This is a genomic window from Rathayibacter sp. AY1B8, from assembly GCF_002932775.1.
GTDB lineage: Bacteria > Actinomycetota > Actinomycetes > Actinomycetales > Microbacteriaceae > Rathayibacter.
In genome coordinates this window covers 42,720-57,246 of the sequence record NZ_PSWJ01000023.1, presented here as the reverse complement: position 1 = coordinate 57,246, position 14,527 = coordinate 42,720, and the positions used below count along the sequence as shown (strand labels likewise).

The following is a 14,527-nucleotide window of genomic DNA, read 5'->3' as shown; positions in this document are numbered from 1 at the left end:
GGGGAGCGCGGGTGGGCGGCGGCGAGGGCGGCGAATTCGACGGCTCCCGGGTTCGCGTGCTTCGCGAGGGCCGCGGTGACCGCGGGCTCGTCGGGGAGGGGATCCGGGTGTGGAAGGTCGCGGGGAAGGTGTTCGCGCTCGAGTCGGAGCGGTTCGGGCGGCCGGTCGTGAGCGTGAAGGCGCTGCCCGAGAACGTGGTGCACCTGGTCGCGGGGGTCGACGGGATCGAGCCCGGCTACCACCTGAACAAGAAGCACTGGGTCACCGTCGACGCCGGCGGGACCGTCGAGCCCGAGCTGGTGCTCGAGCTCATCGAGGAGTCGCACGCGATCGTGGTCGCGAACCTGCCGAAACGGCTCCGCCTCGCCCTCGACGGCACGGCGTCAGGATCGCTGAACGAGGACGTCTGACAGCGGCCGGGACGCGCAGGGCCCGGACGCGCAGATCCCGAACCGGCCGAGCCTGGACGCGCTGCGCCCGAGGCCCCGACGGAGCACCGGACGCCTGACGGTGCCCGCCTGCGCAGCGCCTGGACGCGCGGGTGCACAGGACCCGCGAGGGGGCGCCGACGCCTGACGGCAGCTGGACGCGCACCGCCCACGACGTCCAGCGCCCGGGGCGTACGACGACCCCCGGATGCACGGAATCCCCCGCCGCAGCATGGGATCCCGGAATGTCTCGCGCGCGGAGCGGCTACAGGCCGTAGGAGCGGAGGTACGCGGCGGTGTCGTGCCAGCCCTCGACGGCGAAGCACTCGACGCCCATCGCCTTGACGGGGTAGTCGTTGCCGTCCGGGTCGAGGCGGTCGCCGACGAAGATCATGTCGTCGAGAGGGATGCCGGTGAGCTCGGTGAGCTTGTTCATCCCGTACGCCTTGTCGATGCCCTTGCGGGTGATGTCGACCGACGTCGAGCCGCCGGAGCGGACCTCGAGGTCGGGGAGCACGGCCTGCACGGCCTCGCGGAGGGTGTTCTTCTTCTCGCCGTCCGGGTCCCAGGCCTGCTTGACCTCGACGGGCGCGGACTGGCCGAGGGCCGAGAAGGTGATCTGCGAGTCGCGGTCCTCGAGGATCGGGCCCCAGGTCTCGGACTCCCAGTAGCCGAGCTCCTTCGCCTTCTCCTCGACGGCGGCGAGCGCGCGCGACTTCTCGTCCTCGGTGAGGTTCTCGGCGTAGATCTGCGCCCAGTCGCCGTTCTCGTACCGGTAGTACTGCGTGCCGCAGGTGGGCATGAGGTGCAGCTTCGCGAGCACCTCGGGGTCGGCGCCCTCGAGGCGGTCGAGCACCTGCATCCGGAACTGGCCGATCTGGCCGCCCGAGATGATGCACACCTCGGTGGCCTGGAGCAGCTTCACGAAGAGGTCGGCCATCGCCGGGTCGACGGGGGACTTCGAGGCGGCGAGGGTGTCGTCGAGGTCGAAGGCCATCAGGCGGGGCAGGGTGCTCATGGAACTCGTTTCACGGTCTGCGGACGGGGCGGTAACGAGGATACGGGGCGCCGCCGGAACGCGCTCGCGGTCGGCGCGAGCGGGCTCCGAGCGCAGACTGGGGGCATGACCGCCGCCACAGCGACCGACGGAGGACGCCGCTCCCTCCCGCGCACTCTCGCCCGCATCCTCCTGGGCCTGCTGCTCGTCACGGCCGGCACGGCGCACCTGACGGTCGCGCGTCAGGCCTTCCAGGCGCAGGTCCCGCCGTGGCTGCCGGCCGACCCGGACCTGGTGGTCGTCGCGTCGGGCGTCGTCGAGATCGCGCTCGGGCTCGCGCTCGTCGTGCTCGTGCGGTGGCGCGTGATCGTGGGAGTCGTGGTGGCCGCGTTCTTTGTCGCGGTCTTCCCGGGGAACATCTCGCAGCTGCTGACGCGGACGCCGGCGTTCGGCCTCGAGACGGACGCGGCGCGCGCGGTGCGGCTCGTCTTCCAGCCCCTGCTGGTGGTCTGGGCGCTCTGGTCGACCGGGGCGTTCTCAGCCTGGCGGGCCCGCCGGTCGCGACGCCGCGGGGACTGAGCCGCCGGTCCGCGGCCCGATCGTCCCGCGATCCTCCGGAACGACGAACGGCGGCCGGCGGGAGACCCCGCCGACCGCCGCCCGTGCCCTGCTCGGCTAGGCCGCGAGGCGGCGTCGCGCGACGACCAGCGCGAGACCCGACAGCAGCAGCACGAGGGCTCCGCCGATCAGGCCGGCCGCGTCGGCGCCGGTGTTCGCGAGCGAGCCCGGGCCGGAGCCTCCCGCGACGGGGGCCGCCGTGGTGGTGGGGTGCGGCGACGGAGCTGTGGTGGGCTGCTCCGTCGGGGTGCCGGGCTCGGTCGGCGCCGGGGTGACCGGGACCTCGGCGGCGGGCTCCGTCGTCAGCGACCAGTTGGGGTCGTAGAAGTCGGCCTGGTCGATCACACCGCGGGCGGTCGACCAGTCGATGAGGAGCTGGCGGATCTCGAGACGCTCGTCGTAGACGAGCGGTGCCTGCGCGACGGCCGGGTAGGCGCCTCCGCCGCTCTGGCGGTAGTTGTTGACCGCCATCACGAAGCGCTCGTCGTCGGCGACCGGGGTGCCGTCGGCGTGGGCGAGACCGCGGATCCGCGAGCCGGCGGGCTGGGAGACGTCGATCACGTAGTCCAGGCCCGAGATCGCGTCGTAGTTGTAGTCCGGGATGCCGTCGGGGCGGTCCTCGGTCGTCGCGTTGGTGCCGGTCTCGGGGTCGAACACGGCGCCCTCGGCGGTCTGCACGAAGTAGCGGGCCGAGAACTCGAGGTAGTCGCGCACCTCGGCTCCGGTCAGCTCCACTCCGCGGAGGGTGTTCTCGTAGATGTACAGGCCCGCGATGTCGCGGATGCTGACCTGCCCCTTCGGGAAGACGGCGGTGCGCGAGAACGGCGACGCCTGCGAGATCACCGGCAGGTCGGCCCACTCGGTGCCCTCGAGAGCCGTCTCGACGGTCTCGGCCTGGACGGTGTTGATGAAGTCGATGATCGGGGTGTCCTCGTAGCGCGAGGTCGCGGCCGAGAGCTCCTCGACCGAGTCGGCGACGGGGGTGTTCACGTACTCGATCGTGGCGGCGTGCTGCTCGGCGAGGGCGTCGACCAGTGCGGGCGACTCCTCGGCGATGTCCTTCGCGTAGACGGGCTGCGTGACGGGCGCGTTCCCGGCCGACCAGTCGACCTCGAGGCCGCCCGCGGCGTCCGGCACCAGGTTCAGCGTGACCTCGGTGAGGCCCTGCGCCCAGAACTCGGGCTGGGTGACCAGCACCTGCTCGCCGGCGACGTTGGTGAACAGCGTCTGCGGCAGGTCCTTGTGGCTGTGGCCGGCGACGACCACGTCGATGCCGGCGACCTGCGTCGCGATGTTGTTGACGACGTCCTCGTTGAGATCGGCGGCGTCGTACTCGGCGTCGGGCACCGTGCCCTGGCCGGTGTGCGCGAGGACGACGACCACGTCCGCCTGCTCCTGCACGATCGGGACCCACTGCTTCGCGGCGGCGACCATGTCCTGGAACTCGAGGACGCCGTCGACGTACTGCTTGTCCCAGACGCGGACGCCGGGGGTGACGAGGCCGAGGACGCCGACGGTGACCGTCTTCCCGTCGATCTCGCGCTCGATCAGCGTGTAGGGGTCGTGGTACGGCTTGCCGGTGGCGACGTCGACGACGTTCGCGCCCAGCAGCGGGGCGTTCAGGTCGCCCTCGTACGCGCTGAGCATGTCGAGCCCGTAGTTGTACTCGTGGTTGCCGACGACCTGCGCGTCGTAGCCGATGGTGTTGAACGCGGTGGCCATCGGGTGCGTCGTCTCGCCGGAGAGGACGCCCGCGGCGCCGTCGCCGAGGCCGTAGTAGTAGGTGAGCGGCGTGCCCTGGATCGCGTCGCCGTTGTCCATGACGAGCACGGACTCCTCGCCCTTCTCGGCGCGGAGGCGGTCGACCTCGGTCGCGACGCGGGTGAGGCCGAGCGCACCGTCGGCCGGGTACGGCGCGTTCGCGAAGTAGTCCCAGTCGTAGACGTGCCCGTGCGTGTCGGTCGTCGACACCAGGGTGAGCTCGACGCCGTCGTCGAGAGGGGCGGCCGAGGCGATCGGAGCGGCGGTGGCGGCTCCGAGTGCGACGACGGCGAGGAGGCTTGCGGCGCGGAGTCTGCGCATCGTGGTCCTGTTCGCGTGATGAGTGGAGTGTGAACGTCCTCGAATCTATGCGCCGCGTGTGAACTGCGCATGACGGGATCGAGAGCATTGCTCGGCGATGGATCCGCGGTGCCGGCCCGGAGCCGGGGGAGTCCGCGGTGCCGCCCCGCGCGCTGGAGCCGTCCTCCGGCCCCTCCGCTAGAATCGAGCGGCTGGTCGCGCGGAGGCGGCACGACTGCCGCGCCGCACCCGCCCACCCCCGCCCCTCCCGTCGAGAAGGACACGCCATGCCAGCAATCGTCATCACCGGCGCCCAGTGGGGCGACGAGGGCAAGGGACGCGCCACCGACCTCCTCGGCAGCCGCGTCGACTACGTCGTGAAGTTCAACGGCGGCAACAACGCCGGGCACACGGTCGTGGTGGGCGACGAGAAGTACGCCCTGCACCTGCTCCCCTCCGGCATCCTCACCCCGGGCGTCGTCCCGGTCATCGCGAACGGCGTCGTCGTCGACATCGAGGTGCTGTTCCACGAGCTCGAGGCGCTGAGCGCGCGCGGGGTCGACGTGTCGAAGCTGCTCGTCAGCGCCAACGCACACGTCATCACCAGCTACCACCGCACCCTCGACAAGGTGACGGAGCGCTTCCTCGGCAAGCGCCAGATCGGCACCACCGGCCGCGGCATCGGCCCGGCGTATGCCGACAAGATCAACCGCGTCGGCATCCGCATCCAGGACCTCTTCGACGAGAACATCCTCCGCCAGAAGGTCGAGGGCGCCCTCGACCAGAAGAACCACCTGCTGGTGAAGGTCTACAACCGCCGCGCGATCCTGGTCGAGCAGGTGCTGGAGGACCTGCTGCAGTACACCGAGCGCCTCCGCCCGATGGTCGCCGACACGTCGCTGATCCTCTCGCAGGCGCTCGACGCCGGCAGGACGGTGCTGTTCGAGGCCGGCCAGGCCACGATGCTCGACGTCGACCACGGCACCTACCCGTTCGTCACCTCCTCCAACGCGACCTCGGGAGGAGCGGCCACCGGCTCCGGAGTCGCGCCGAACCGCATCGACCGCGTCATCGCGGTCATCAAGGCGTACACGACCCGTGTCGGCGCCGGCCCGTTCCCGACCGAGCTCTTCGACGAGTGGGGCGAGTACCTCCGCCGGCAGGGCTTCGAGTTCGGCACCACGACCGGCCGCCCGCGCCGCTGCGGCTGGTACGACGCCCCGATCGCCCGCTACTCGGCGCGGATCAACGGGGTCACCGACTTCGTCCTCACCAAGCTCGACGTGCTCTCGGGCCTCGAGACCATCCCCGTCTGCGTCGCCTACGACGTCGACGGCGTGCGCCACGACGAGGTCCCGGTCTCGCAGAGCGACTTCCACCACGCGAAGCCGATCTACGAGGAGTTCCCCGGCTGGCAGGAGGACATCTCCGGCTGCCGCGAGTTCTCGGACCTGCCGCAGACCGCGCAGGACTACGTGCGCGCGCTCGAGGCGATGAGCGGCGCCCGGTTCTCGGCGATCGGCGTCGGGCCGGAGCGCGAGCAGGTCGTCGTGCTGCACGACCTGCTCGACTAGAAGCGGCGAGGAGCCGGGCCGGGCAGCCCTCTCGGAGGCGGCCCAGGTGTTCACAGCGGAGGAAGAACATCGGTGACCTCGCGGAGAGACGCGGATCCCGGGCCCTGTCGACGAATCCTTCCTGCGGTGTGGACACGACCGCCGCCGAGCGCGCCGGATAATCGGCGCATGCAGATCTACGCCGACCTCCCGGCCGTCCGCGCGCGGCAGATCCTGGCCGACGCCCTCGCTCTCGGCGTGGCCGTCGTAGCGATCGCCGCGGGGATCGCGGTCGGCTCGCTGATCGCCGGCCTGGCCGAGATCGGCCGTCGGCTCGAGAGCGCCGGCAGCGGCTTCGGCTCGACCATGAGCGACGCCGGGACCACCCTCGGCGGCATCCCCCTGCTCGGCGACGCCGTGCGCGCGCCGTTCGACGAGGCGAGCGGGGCCGGCTCCGTGCTCGCCGCCGCCGGACGCGACCAGCAGCAGCTCGCGAGCGCCCTGGCCGTGGTCGCCGGGCTCGCCGTCGGGGGCCTCCCGCTCCTGCTCCTGGCCGTGCTCTGGCTCCGGCCCCGGCTCCGCTTCGCCCGCCGGACCGCCGAGCTGCGCGCCCTCGGCTCGACCGGCGGCGGAACCGAGCTGCTGGCCCTGCGCGCGCTCACCCAGGCGTCCCCCCGCGACATCCTCGCCGCGCACCCGGAGGCCGCCGCGGGCTGGAGGACCGGCGACCCCGCCGTCACCGCCGCGCTGGCGGCCCTCGCCCTCCGCCGGGCGGGACTCCGGCCCCGCTGACCCCGCAGGACCATCGCGGGTCCGCCGGAGGGATGATGCCGCGAGCCACTGCGGACGACGCCGGCGACACGGGTGCCTCCGTAGCGTCGAGGACATGCAGAACCAGACCTCCTCCGTCGTGGCGCGCGTCGAGGGCGTGCTCAAGCTCTACGGCAGCACGCCGCCCGTCGTCGCCCTCGACGACGTCACGCTCTCGATCGAGCGGGGCGAGTTCACCGCGGTGATGGGCCCCAGCGGATCCGGCAAGTCGACGCTCATGCACGTCCTCGCCGGCCTCGACACCGCCTCCTCCGGCCGCGTGTTCCTCGGGGACGCCGAGATCACCTCGATGAGCGACGCCGAGCTGACCGTGCTCCGCCGCCGCAGCGTCGGCTTCGTCTTCCAGGCCTTCAACCTCGTCCCCACGCTCGACGTGCGCGGCAACATCCGCCTCCCGTTCGAGCTCGACGGCCGCTCCGTGACCGGCGACGAGGAGCAGTGGATCGCCCGGCTGATCGAGTCCCTCGGGCTCCGCGAGCGCCTCACGCACCGGCCCCACGAGCTCTCGGGCGGGCAGCAGCAGCGCGTGGCGATCGCCCGCGCCCTCGCCACCCGGCCGCAGCTGATCTTCGCCGACGAGCCCACCGGCAACCTGGACTCCCGCACCGGCCGCGAGGTCCTCAGCCTGCTCCGGGCCTCCACCCGCGAGTACGGCCAGTCGATCGCGATGGTCACTCACGACCCGATCGCGGCGGCCTATGCCGACCGCATCGTCTTCCTCCGCGACGGGGCCGTCGTCGACGACCGCCGCGGGATGAGCGCCGAGGAGATCTCGCGCGCGATGCTCACGATGGAGGGCGCGGCGTGAGCGGCGTGCGCACGGGCTCGAGCCAGGGCGGGGGCGCCATCGTCACCGTCGCCGCGCTCGCCGCGGCGTTCGGCGCCGTGCTGGTGCAGGTCATCGCCGACATGGTCGCGGCCTTCGCGGCAGCGGGGATCGACGGCATCGGCCAGGTCGCCCTCATGCTCGGGATGGTCGGCGCCGTCTTCTTCGGCATCGCGGTGTTCGTGGGCGGGATCGTCACGGCCAACGCGGTCTCGACCGTCATCGCCGGGCGCACCCGCGAGATCGCCCTGCTGCGCCTGCTCGGCGCCTCCGGCCGGTCGCTGCGCAGCGGGATCGTCCGCACGGGCCTCCTGCAGGGGCTCCTCGGAGCGGCGATCGGCCTGGTCGCCGGCGTCGCTCTCGTGGCGCTCGCCGCGGAGCTCGCCATCCGGAGCGCCACCCTGCCCCGCTTCGACTACCCGCTCGTCTCGCCCGGCCTCGTGCTGCCGCTGATCGCCGTGGTCGCCTCGACGGTCATCGCCTCGTGGTCCGGATCGCGCCGCGTGCTCGCGGTCGCGCCGTCGCAGGCCGCCGGATCGTCCGCCGAGCCCCGCTACGAGGAGCTGCGCGGCCGCACCGCCCGCAACGTCACGGCGATCGTCTTCGTCGTGGTCGGCGCGCTGCTGCTCGCCGGCGGCGTGGTGTTCGGGCTGGCCAACCCCGGCGGCGTCCTGCTCGGGCTCGTCGGAGGCATGGCGTCCTTCACCGGCGTGATCCTCGGAGCGCCCGTCCTGCTCCCTCCGCTCACGGCCCTCGTGGGCCGCGCCTTCGGCCGGGGCCCCGTCGCCCGCCTGGCGTCCGCCAACGCCGTCCGCAATCCGGCGCGCAGCGCCCGCGCCGTCATCGGACTGGTCATCGGAGTGTCGCTGGTCACGATGTTCGCGGTCGCCGCCGCCACCTTCGGCACGATCATGGAGCGCTCGGGTGAGACGAATCCCGAGGTGATCGCGGCGTTCGAGCAGTTCATCCAGGTGAGCACCGCGGTGATGAGCGTCCTGCTCGGCTTCTCGGTCGTCCTGGCCGCCGTCGGGATGGTCAACACGCTGTCGCTCAGCGTGCTGCAGCGCCGGCGCGAGCTGGGCCTGCTCCGCGCGCTCGGCTTCACCGGCTCGCAGGTGCGGTCGATGGTGGTGCTCGAGGCGGCGCAGATGATCATCGCTGCCGCGGTGCTCGGCATCGTGCTCGGGATCGTCTACGGCTGGTGCGGCGCGATCTCGGTGTTCGGCTCGCTGCCGGGCATCGGACTGATCCCGCCGACCGTCCCGGTGCCGATCCTGGTGGCGGTGCTCGTGGTGGGCGTCGTGATCACGGTCGTCTCGGCCGTGCTGCCCGCCCGCCGCGCCACGAAGGTGTCGCCGGTCGCCGCTCTCGCCGTGGCCTGAGGACCGGCACCACGTAGAACCCGCGGCCGGAGGATCGGCGCCCTCACCACGGAGGACCCGGTGCCCCGAGGGCCGGCGCCGCGCAGAACCCGCAGCCGGAGGGCCGGCGCCCTCACACCACCGAGAACCCCGCGGCGAGGGGCTCCCGCCCGCTCAGCGCGAGCAGGAGCTCCTCGCCGCGTCCGGCTCGAGCGGCCAGCCCGCCGGTCAGCGCGCAGCACGCCTCGACGGCCTCGGCGGGCAGCACGTGCGGGATCCCGGTGGCCCGCGAGAGGTCGAGCGTGTGCACGACCAGCTCGAGCAGCCGGGTCCGGAGGTACTCGTCCAGCTCGATCGCGTGGCCGCCCACGGCGACGAGGCAGCCGGGACGCTGGGCGGCGACCAGCTCGACCGCGCGGCCCGCCGCCTCCGCCAGCGCCTGAGCCGGCCTGTCGCCGAGCAGCAGCCCCGCCTCGACCCCGCGCCGCGCCACCGCCGCGGGGTCGGCGACATTCCCGGCCAGCGCGGCGTAGTAGTCGAGCGCGTCCTCGATGGTCGGCTCGGGCGGCTCCGGAGCGAGGAGGTACGCCTCGACGGTCAGCACCGCCCGCGAGGCGTGTCCCGCGAGGCCGCGGACGTCCCAGACACCGAGCCCCGGCTGCTCCCACTGGTCCTCCCGCACCTGCGCGAGCAGGCCGACGAGGGCGGCGGCGGCGGACTCGAACAGCGCGGCGGTGCTCATGGAGCCATGCTGGCACGGTGCCCCACACTGATCGCATGAGCAGCCCCCGCCGCCCCGGTCCCGTCACGCTCGTCGGCCGCTCGATCGTCCTCGAGCCGCTCGCCGTCGAGCACGTCGAGCCGCTCGGGCGGGCGATCGGACGTCCGGAGGTGTTCGCCGGCGGCTACGGAGGAGGACCGTCCGGCCTCCCCGGCACCCCGGAGGAGTTCCGCGCCTTCGTCGACCGCTACTACCCCTGGGGCACAGGCCTGCCGTTCGCCGTGCTGCAGGAGGGACGCGTCGTCGGCACGACCTCGCTGGCCGACTTCGACGAGACGCGCGAGGCGGCCCACCTCGGCTGGACGGCCTACGCGCCCGAGACGTGGGGCACCGTCGTGAACCCGGAGGCGAAGCGGCTGGTGCTCGGACTCGCCTTCGACAGCGGCTACGAGCGGGTGAAGCTCCAGGCGGATGCGGTGAACGCGCGCTCGCGGGCCGCGATCCTCCGCCTCGGCGCCGTGTTCGAGGGGGTGCTCCGCCACGACCAGCGCCGGGCCGACGGCTCGTGGCGCGACACGGCCGTCCACTCGATCCTCGCGGCCGAGTGGCCGGCCGTCCGCGACGCGCTCGACCGCCGGATCGACGCGGCGCTAGCGCTCCCTCCCTCGACCGCGCAACCGCTGACCGGGCGGCCGCCCGAGGAGTAGGAAGAAGGCATGGAACGCATCCACTACGCCGGCAGCTCCGTGCTGACGGGTACCGCCATCGCGCGGTCGCTGCTGGCCTACGCGGAGGCGCTGGCGCTCACCAAGGGGTCGATCACGGTCGACATCCCGATCCGCCAGGAGTCCGGCCGGCCCGGACGGGCGGCGCTGCTGATCGGACCGGCGAGCCAGCTGTTCTCGGAGTCCGAGGACGACGGAGCCGAGGAGCTGCTCGACGAGGAGCTCGTCGAGCGCTTCACCCGCGAGACGGCCCGCCTGGGCGTCTCGCACCCCGTGGCCGAGGAGGACGGCGGCGCCGGGCCCCTCTCCGCCGTCGACACCGAGATCCCGCACTTCCACGGCGAGGACGACTCCTGGTGAGCGTCCGGGGCGCCGGTAGGATCGACACTCACGACTCCGCCCGATCCTTCGCGGACGGGCGACTTCCCGAACGGAGAACCGCCTGATGGGGCGACTGATCTACGACTCGACCCTCGAGGCCGACTTCGACGACCGTCTGCTGGCGCACCTGCAGATCGTGATCGGCTCGAAGCTCGCGCGCAACGAGTCCTTCTACTTCTCGTGGAAGGACTCGCAAGCGGTCGGCGACGGACGCACCTCGATCTGGCTGCACCCCGCCATCCCGCTGCGCTTCAAGTACCACGGCGGCCGTGCCCCGAACATCAACCCGGACTGGATCCGCCAGCTGCTCGCCGACTCGCACACGGCGCACGGGCTGCGGATCAGCGAGGAGCCCCACGGGACCGCCCGTCAGAGCGAGGAGAGCATGCTGTGAAGCGCGTCGAGATCATCTACGGCGGAGCGCCGTTCAGCCTGAGCGAGACGTCGGCCGCGGAGGTGCGCGAGAGCATCGACCGCGCCCTGGACGGCTCCGCGTCGCGCTGGATCACGGTGAACCAGGGCGAGGGCGAGCCCCGCGAGACCTCGATCCTGATCACGCCGGGCGTGGCGTTCTCGGTCGCCGACGTCGCGCACTGAGGTCGACGCCGCGGTCACGGTGATCGCCGCCGCTCACGCCGCCGGCCCGGGCCGGGGCGCTCGCACCGCCGGCCCGCCTCGGAACGACTGCCGTCCTCAGCGCACCCGCGCCGCTCAGCCCGCCAGCACGCGCGGGAACTCCCCCGGGATCTCGCTCGCGAGGTACCCGGCCGGGCCGATGCGCGCGGAGAGGCGCGTGTCCGCCTCCGTGTGCAGGAACGCGCCCCACGCGGCCGCGCCCATCGGATCGACGCCGCGCCCGCGCAGGCCCGCCGTCGCTCCGGCGAGCACGTCGCCGCTGCCCGCGGTGGCCAGGCCGGGGTGCTCGCCCTCGATCCGCACCGCGTCGCCGTCGGGCGAGGCGATCATGTTGAACAGGCTCACCACCGCGCCGTAGCGCTCGGCGACCGCGAGGGCGGCCCGCTCGACGTCGTCGACCTCCTCGCCGAGGAGCCGGGACGCCTCCTCCGGGTTCGGGGTCAGCAGGAGCCGGCCCGCGAGCCTCCACGCGAGACGGCGCTGCCCGGGCAGGACTCCGAGCGGGAAGGCGTCGAGGTGCACGGCCGGCACATCGTCGAGGAGCGGAGCGAGGGCACGGAGGTTCGCGGCGGTCGCGCGCGGGTCGTCCAGGCCGGGTCCGATCAGGGCGACGTCGGCGGAGGAGAGCTCACCGGCCAGGACGTCGAGCCCGCGGCCCGAGACGGAGCCGGTGCGCGTCTCCGCGAGCGGGACCACTCCGCACTCGGGCAGCGCGACCGCGGTGGCCGACGCGACCGACTCGGCGACGCAGAGCGTGATGCGCCCCGCGCCGGTCCGCAGCGCGGCGATCCCCGCGAGGATCGCGGCGCCGGGCGTCTTGCGGGCGCCGCCGACGACGACCACGTCGCCGCGGGAGTGCTTCGAGCCTCCGGGCTCCGGGAGGGGCCAGCGCTGCTCGAGCAGGGCGCGGGAGACGAGGTCACTCATGAGGGTCTCCTTCTCCGGCCGCGCGGTCGTCGTGCCGGGTGACGGGTGCGCCGGAGCGCTCGAGGTGGGACGTGCGGTTGAAGAGCTCGAGGCGCCACGCGACGCCGTCGCGGACGAGACGGGTGACGGAGCCGTTGGCGACGGGCGTCGAGGCGCCGATGTCGAGCAGCTCGTGCTCGGAGAGGCCCTCGAGGACGTAGCGGAGGACGAGGACGACCGCGTCGTGGCAGAAGAGGATCGCCGGCCCGGGAGGCGCGGCGACGGCGAGGTGGTCGACGAAGGCGCGGACGCGGAGCGCGAGGTCCGTCCAGGCCTCGCCTCCCGGCGGCCGGTAGTAGAACTTGCCGAGCCACTCGCGCCGCGCCGCCTCCTCGGGCATCCGGGCCCGCACGCCGGCGGAGGTGAGGCGGTCGGTGACGCCGAGGTCGCGGTCGCGCAGGCGCTCGTCGGGGCGCAGCCGCAGGTCGATGCCGGCCTCGCCGAGGGCGAGGCGGGCGGTCGCGGAGGCGCGGCGGTAGGGCGACGTCCAGGCGGAGGCGGGTCGCGCCTCCTCGGCCAGCCAGCGGCCGAGCGCGCGCGCCTGGTCCTCGCCGGCGGGGGAGAGCTCGACGTCGGGGTCGCGGCGGTCGACGGCGATCTCGTGCGCCCCCGAGGCCTCGGCGGCGCTCGCCGCGATGTTGGCGAGGCTCTCGCCGTGACGGACGAGGAGGAGCTCGGTCGGGCCGGTGGAGGAGGCGGGCATGGCTCCACGCTCCGCCTCGCGGGCCGGAGGCGCCAGGGGGTTCCGCCGCGGCGACGCGGGTTGCTACGGAGGCGTCAGGGGTTCCGCCGCCGTCAGGGCGCCTCTCCGTCGGCGCGCTCCTCCGCAGAGACCGCCGTGACGACCGCGGTGAGCGTCTCGGGGTCGCTCAGGATGCGGAAGTGCCCGCCGGTCTCGATCCGGACGTTGACCGCGCCCTCGAGCATGCTGCCCTCCGGGATGTGCGGGTCGAAGAGGCCGAACACGGACGTGATCCGCGCGTTCGCTCCGGGGCGGCTCGACAGCAGCAGGGTCGTGGCGTCGCGCGGAGAGAAGGCGCGCAGGCTCCGGAGGACCAGGTAGGGCGCGTAGCGGGAGCCGCCGAACGGAGTCGCCACGGCGACCATCCGGTCGACCCGGCCGTCCGGGTCGAGCTCGGTCATCACGTACTTGCCGATCAGCCCGCCCTTGCTGTGGGCGACGATCACCACGTCGTGGAGCCCGTGCTCGGCGAGGTAGGCGGCCACGTCCTCCGCGGTCCGGGCGACCGGGCGGCCGTTGCGGCCGAGGCTCGTCAGCACGTGGAGAGGGTGCCCGCGCTCGTGCAGCGGATCGATGATCGGGCGGAGGAAGGACCAGGTCTCCCAGATCCCCGGCAGGACCACGACGGGCCGCCGGTCGCCGTCGAGGTAGTCGTCCGGGGCACGGCGCGAGAGGACGCCGCGCACCTGCCAGGCGACGGCGTAGGCGTAGTCGCGGATCCACCAGACGGCGTCGCGGACCAGGCGCCGGAGCCGGCTCATGCGGCCGGCTCCGACCGGAGGGGGAGCGGGGCGGCGGGCCTCTCGCCGAGCGCGGCGGCGAAGCGGAGGATCTCGCGGGCGAGCGCTCCGGGCTCGGTGCGGGGGACGACGTGGCGCGAGCCGGCGAACTCGACGAGCCGCCCCTCGCGCGCGTGGGCCGTGAGCCGCTCGCACCAGTCACGGGTGGCGATCGGATCGTCGCGGCCGCGGGCGACGAGGACCGGCACCTCCAGCCGGGCGACGCGCTCCTGGACCGGATGCCGCAGCATCTCGGGCAGCTGGCGCAGGTACCAGCGCAGGCCGCCGCGCAGGTAGTCGGCCAGCAGGATCGCGTCGACGCCCACCGGCTCGCCGAGGCAGTCCCGCAGCAGCGCGAGCCCCTGGCGGACCGCTCCGGGCCGCTGCGGATCCACCACCGGCCCGATGAGCACCGCGCCGTCGACGAGGCCGGGCGCGCGCAGCCCCAGCTCGACCGCCACCTGCGACCCCATCGAGTGCCCGACGACGACCGCGCGCGAGACGCCCAGTCCGCGGAGGACCTGCTCGACCTGCCGCGCGTGGTCCTCGAGGCCGACCCTCCGCCGCGGGCGCGCATTCGCGCCGAAGCCGGCGAGGTCGACGCCGATCACCCGGCCGTGCCGCTTCAGGCGGGCGGCGAGCGGCGAGAAGGTGTGGTGCGACATCCCGATCCCGTGGATCAGGACGAACACCGCGCCCGCTCCGGCCGGACCGGTGTCGACCGTCCGCAGCGTGACGCCCTCGACCTCGTGTCGCACGGGGAGGACGCGGCGGGGCGGTGTCGGCAGCATCGTCCCAGGCTAGGGATCGGCGGCCGGCCGCGCGGGGGGATGCGCCCGCTCCCGCCGTGGTCTAGGCCGCATCCGCCCTGGGGAGGAGCGTTCACTCCGCCGGCCGCCGGC

General features: G+C 73.7%; 17 protein-coding genes. 10 read left to right on the top strand and 7 right to left on the bottom strand.

What is annotated here, in order from left to right; genetic code table 11:
- A partial coding sequence (locus tag C5C63_RS13245; protein WP_146086393.1) for an MmcQ/YjbR family DNA-binding protein occupies positions 1-410 on the top strand: 410 nt, incomplete at its 5' end.
- Positions 411-693: 283 nt separating this feature from the next.
- Here the strand turns inward: C5C63_RS13245 and C5C63_RS13240 are convergent.
- Positions 694-1,446 carry an HAD-IIB family hydrolase gene (locus C5C63_RS13240; RefSeq protein ID WP_104222786.1) on the bottom strand — a complete coding sequence of 251 codons (753 nt, stop codon included), beginning with the start codon at positions 1,444-1,446 and terminating at the stop codon, positions 694-696.
- Positions 1,447-1,551: 105 nt separating this feature from the next.
- On the opposite strand from C5C63_RS13240, the gene C5C63_RS13235 reads away from it, so the two are divergent.
- Complete coding sequence (locus tag C5C63_RS13235) at positions 1,552-2,004, top strand: DoxX family membrane protein (RefSeq protein WP_104326216.1); 453 nt, start codon at positions 1,552-1,554, stop codon at positions 2,002-2,004.
- A 96-nt stretch (positions 2,005-2,100) separates the two neighbouring features.
- Here C5C63_RS13235 and C5C63_RS13230 read toward each other — a convergent pair whose 3' ends face one another.
- Complete coding sequence (locus C5C63_RS13230; RefSeq protein WP_104326215.1) at positions 2,101-4,125, bottom strand: bifunctional UDP-sugar hydrolase/5'-nucleotidase; 2,025 nt, start codon at positions 4,123-4,125, stop codon at positions 2,101-2,103.
- Positions 4,126-4,391: 266 nt separating this feature from the next.
- On the opposite strand from C5C63_RS13230, the gene C5C63_RS13225 reads away from it, so the two are divergent.
- The 4 genes from C5C63_RS13225 (at position 4,392) to C5C63_RS13210 (ending at position 8,696) form a co-directional block, all read left to right on the top strand.
- Positions 4,392-5,678, top strand: a complete 1,287-nt coding sequence (locus C5C63_RS13225) for an adenylosuccinate synthase (protein ID WP_104234282.1) — start codon at positions 4,392-4,394, stop codon at positions 5,676-5,678.
- A gap of 168 nt (positions 5,679-5,846) precedes the next feature.
- Positions 5,847-6,449 carry a hypothetical protein gene (locus C5C63_RS13220; protein WP_104225708.1) on the top strand — a complete coding sequence of 201 codons (603 nt, stop codon included), beginning with the start codon at positions 5,847-5,849 and terminating at the stop codon, positions 6,447-6,449.
- Positions 6,450-6,543: 94 nt separating this feature from the next.
- Complete coding sequence (locus tag C5C63_RS13215) at positions 6,544-7,296, top strand: ABC transporter ATP-binding protein (RefSeq protein ID WP_104326214.1); 753 nt, start codon at positions 6,544-6,546, stop codon at positions 7,294-7,296.
- Complete coding sequence (locus C5C63_RS13210) at positions 7,293-8,696, top strand: FtsX-like permease family protein (RefSeq protein WP_104326213.1); 1,404 nt, start codon at positions 7,293-7,295, stop codon at positions 8,694-8,696. The genes C5C63_RS13215 and C5C63_RS13210 overlap by 4 nt, the downstream gene beginning before the upstream one ends.
- Positions 8,697-8,808: 112 nt before the next feature.
- On the opposite strand, the gene C5C63_RS13205 is transcribed toward C5C63_RS13210, so the two are convergent.
- The gene (locus C5C63_RS13205) at positions 8,809-9,417 is read right to left on the bottom strand and encodes a maleylpyruvate isomerase N-terminal domain-containing protein (protein WP_104326212.1); all 609 of its coding nucleotides are present in this window, start codon (positions 9,415-9,417) and stop codon (positions 8,809-8,811) included.
- Positions 9,418-9,452: 35 nt separating this feature from the next.
- Between C5C63_RS13205 and C5C63_RS13200 the strand changes: the two genes are divergently transcribed.
- The 4 genes from C5C63_RS13200 (at position 9,453) to C5C63_RS13185 (ending at position 11,099) form a co-directional block, all read left to right on the top strand.
- The gene (locus C5C63_RS13200; RefSeq protein WP_104247482.1) at positions 9,453-10,103 is read left to right on the top strand and encodes a GNAT family N-acetyltransferase; all 651 of its coding nucleotides are present in this window, start codon (positions 9,453-9,455) and stop codon (positions 10,101-10,103) included.
- Between the two features lie 9 nt (positions 10,104-10,112).
- Complete coding sequence (locus C5C63_RS13195; RefSeq protein ID WP_104222777.1) at positions 10,113-10,481, top strand: hypothetical protein; 369 nt, start codon at positions 10,113-10,115, stop codon at positions 10,479-10,481.
- A gap of 85 nt (positions 10,482-10,566) precedes the next feature.
- The gene (locus C5C63_RS13190; protein WP_104222776.1) at positions 10,567-10,896 is read left to right on the top strand and encodes an ATP-dependent DNA ligase; all 330 of its coding nucleotides are present in this window, start codon (positions 10,567-10,569) and stop codon (positions 10,894-10,896) included.
- A complete protein-coding gene (locus C5C63_RS13185) occupies positions 10,893-11,099 on the top strand; it encodes a hypothetical protein (protein ID WP_104222775.1) in 207 nt (68 codons plus the stop codon). The genes C5C63_RS13190 and C5C63_RS13185 overlap by 4 nt, the downstream gene beginning before the upstream one ends.
- Before the next feature lie 114 nt (positions 11,100-11,213).
- Here the strand turns inward: C5C63_RS13185 and C5C63_RS13180 are convergent, their stop codons facing one another.
- From C5C63_RS13180 to C5C63_RS13165, 4 genes are all read right to left on the bottom strand, one after another.
- Positions 11,214-12,065 carry an NAD(P)H-hydrate dehydratase gene (locus C5C63_RS13180; RefSeq protein ID WP_104326211.1) on the bottom strand — a complete coding sequence of 284 codons (852 nt, stop codon included), beginning with the start codon at positions 12,063-12,065 and terminating at the stop codon, positions 11,214-11,216.
- Positions 12,058-12,807 carry a histidine phosphatase family protein gene (locus tag C5C63_RS13175; RefSeq protein ID WP_104326210.1) on the bottom strand — a complete coding sequence of 250 codons (750 nt, stop codon included), beginning with the start codon at positions 12,805-12,807 and terminating at the stop codon, positions 12,058-12,060. Before C5C63_RS13175 ends, C5C63_RS13180 begins: the two co-directional genes overlap by 8 nt.
- Before the next feature lie 92 nt (positions 12,808-12,899).
- Positions 12,900-13,607 carry a triacylglycerol lipase gene (locus C5C63_RS13170; protein WP_104326209.1) on the bottom strand — a complete coding sequence of 236 codons (708 nt, stop codon included), beginning with the start codon at positions 13,605-13,607 and terminating at the stop codon, positions 12,900-12,902.
- On the bottom strand, positions 13,604-14,416 hold the full coding sequence (locus C5C63_RS13165) for an alpha/beta fold hydrolase (protein ID WP_104288360.1): 813 nt from the start codon (positions 14,414-14,416) through the stop codon (positions 13,604-13,606). Before C5C63_RS13165 ends, C5C63_RS13170 begins: the two co-directional genes overlap by 4 nt.
- Positions 14,417-14,527 lie beyond the last annotated feature (111 nt).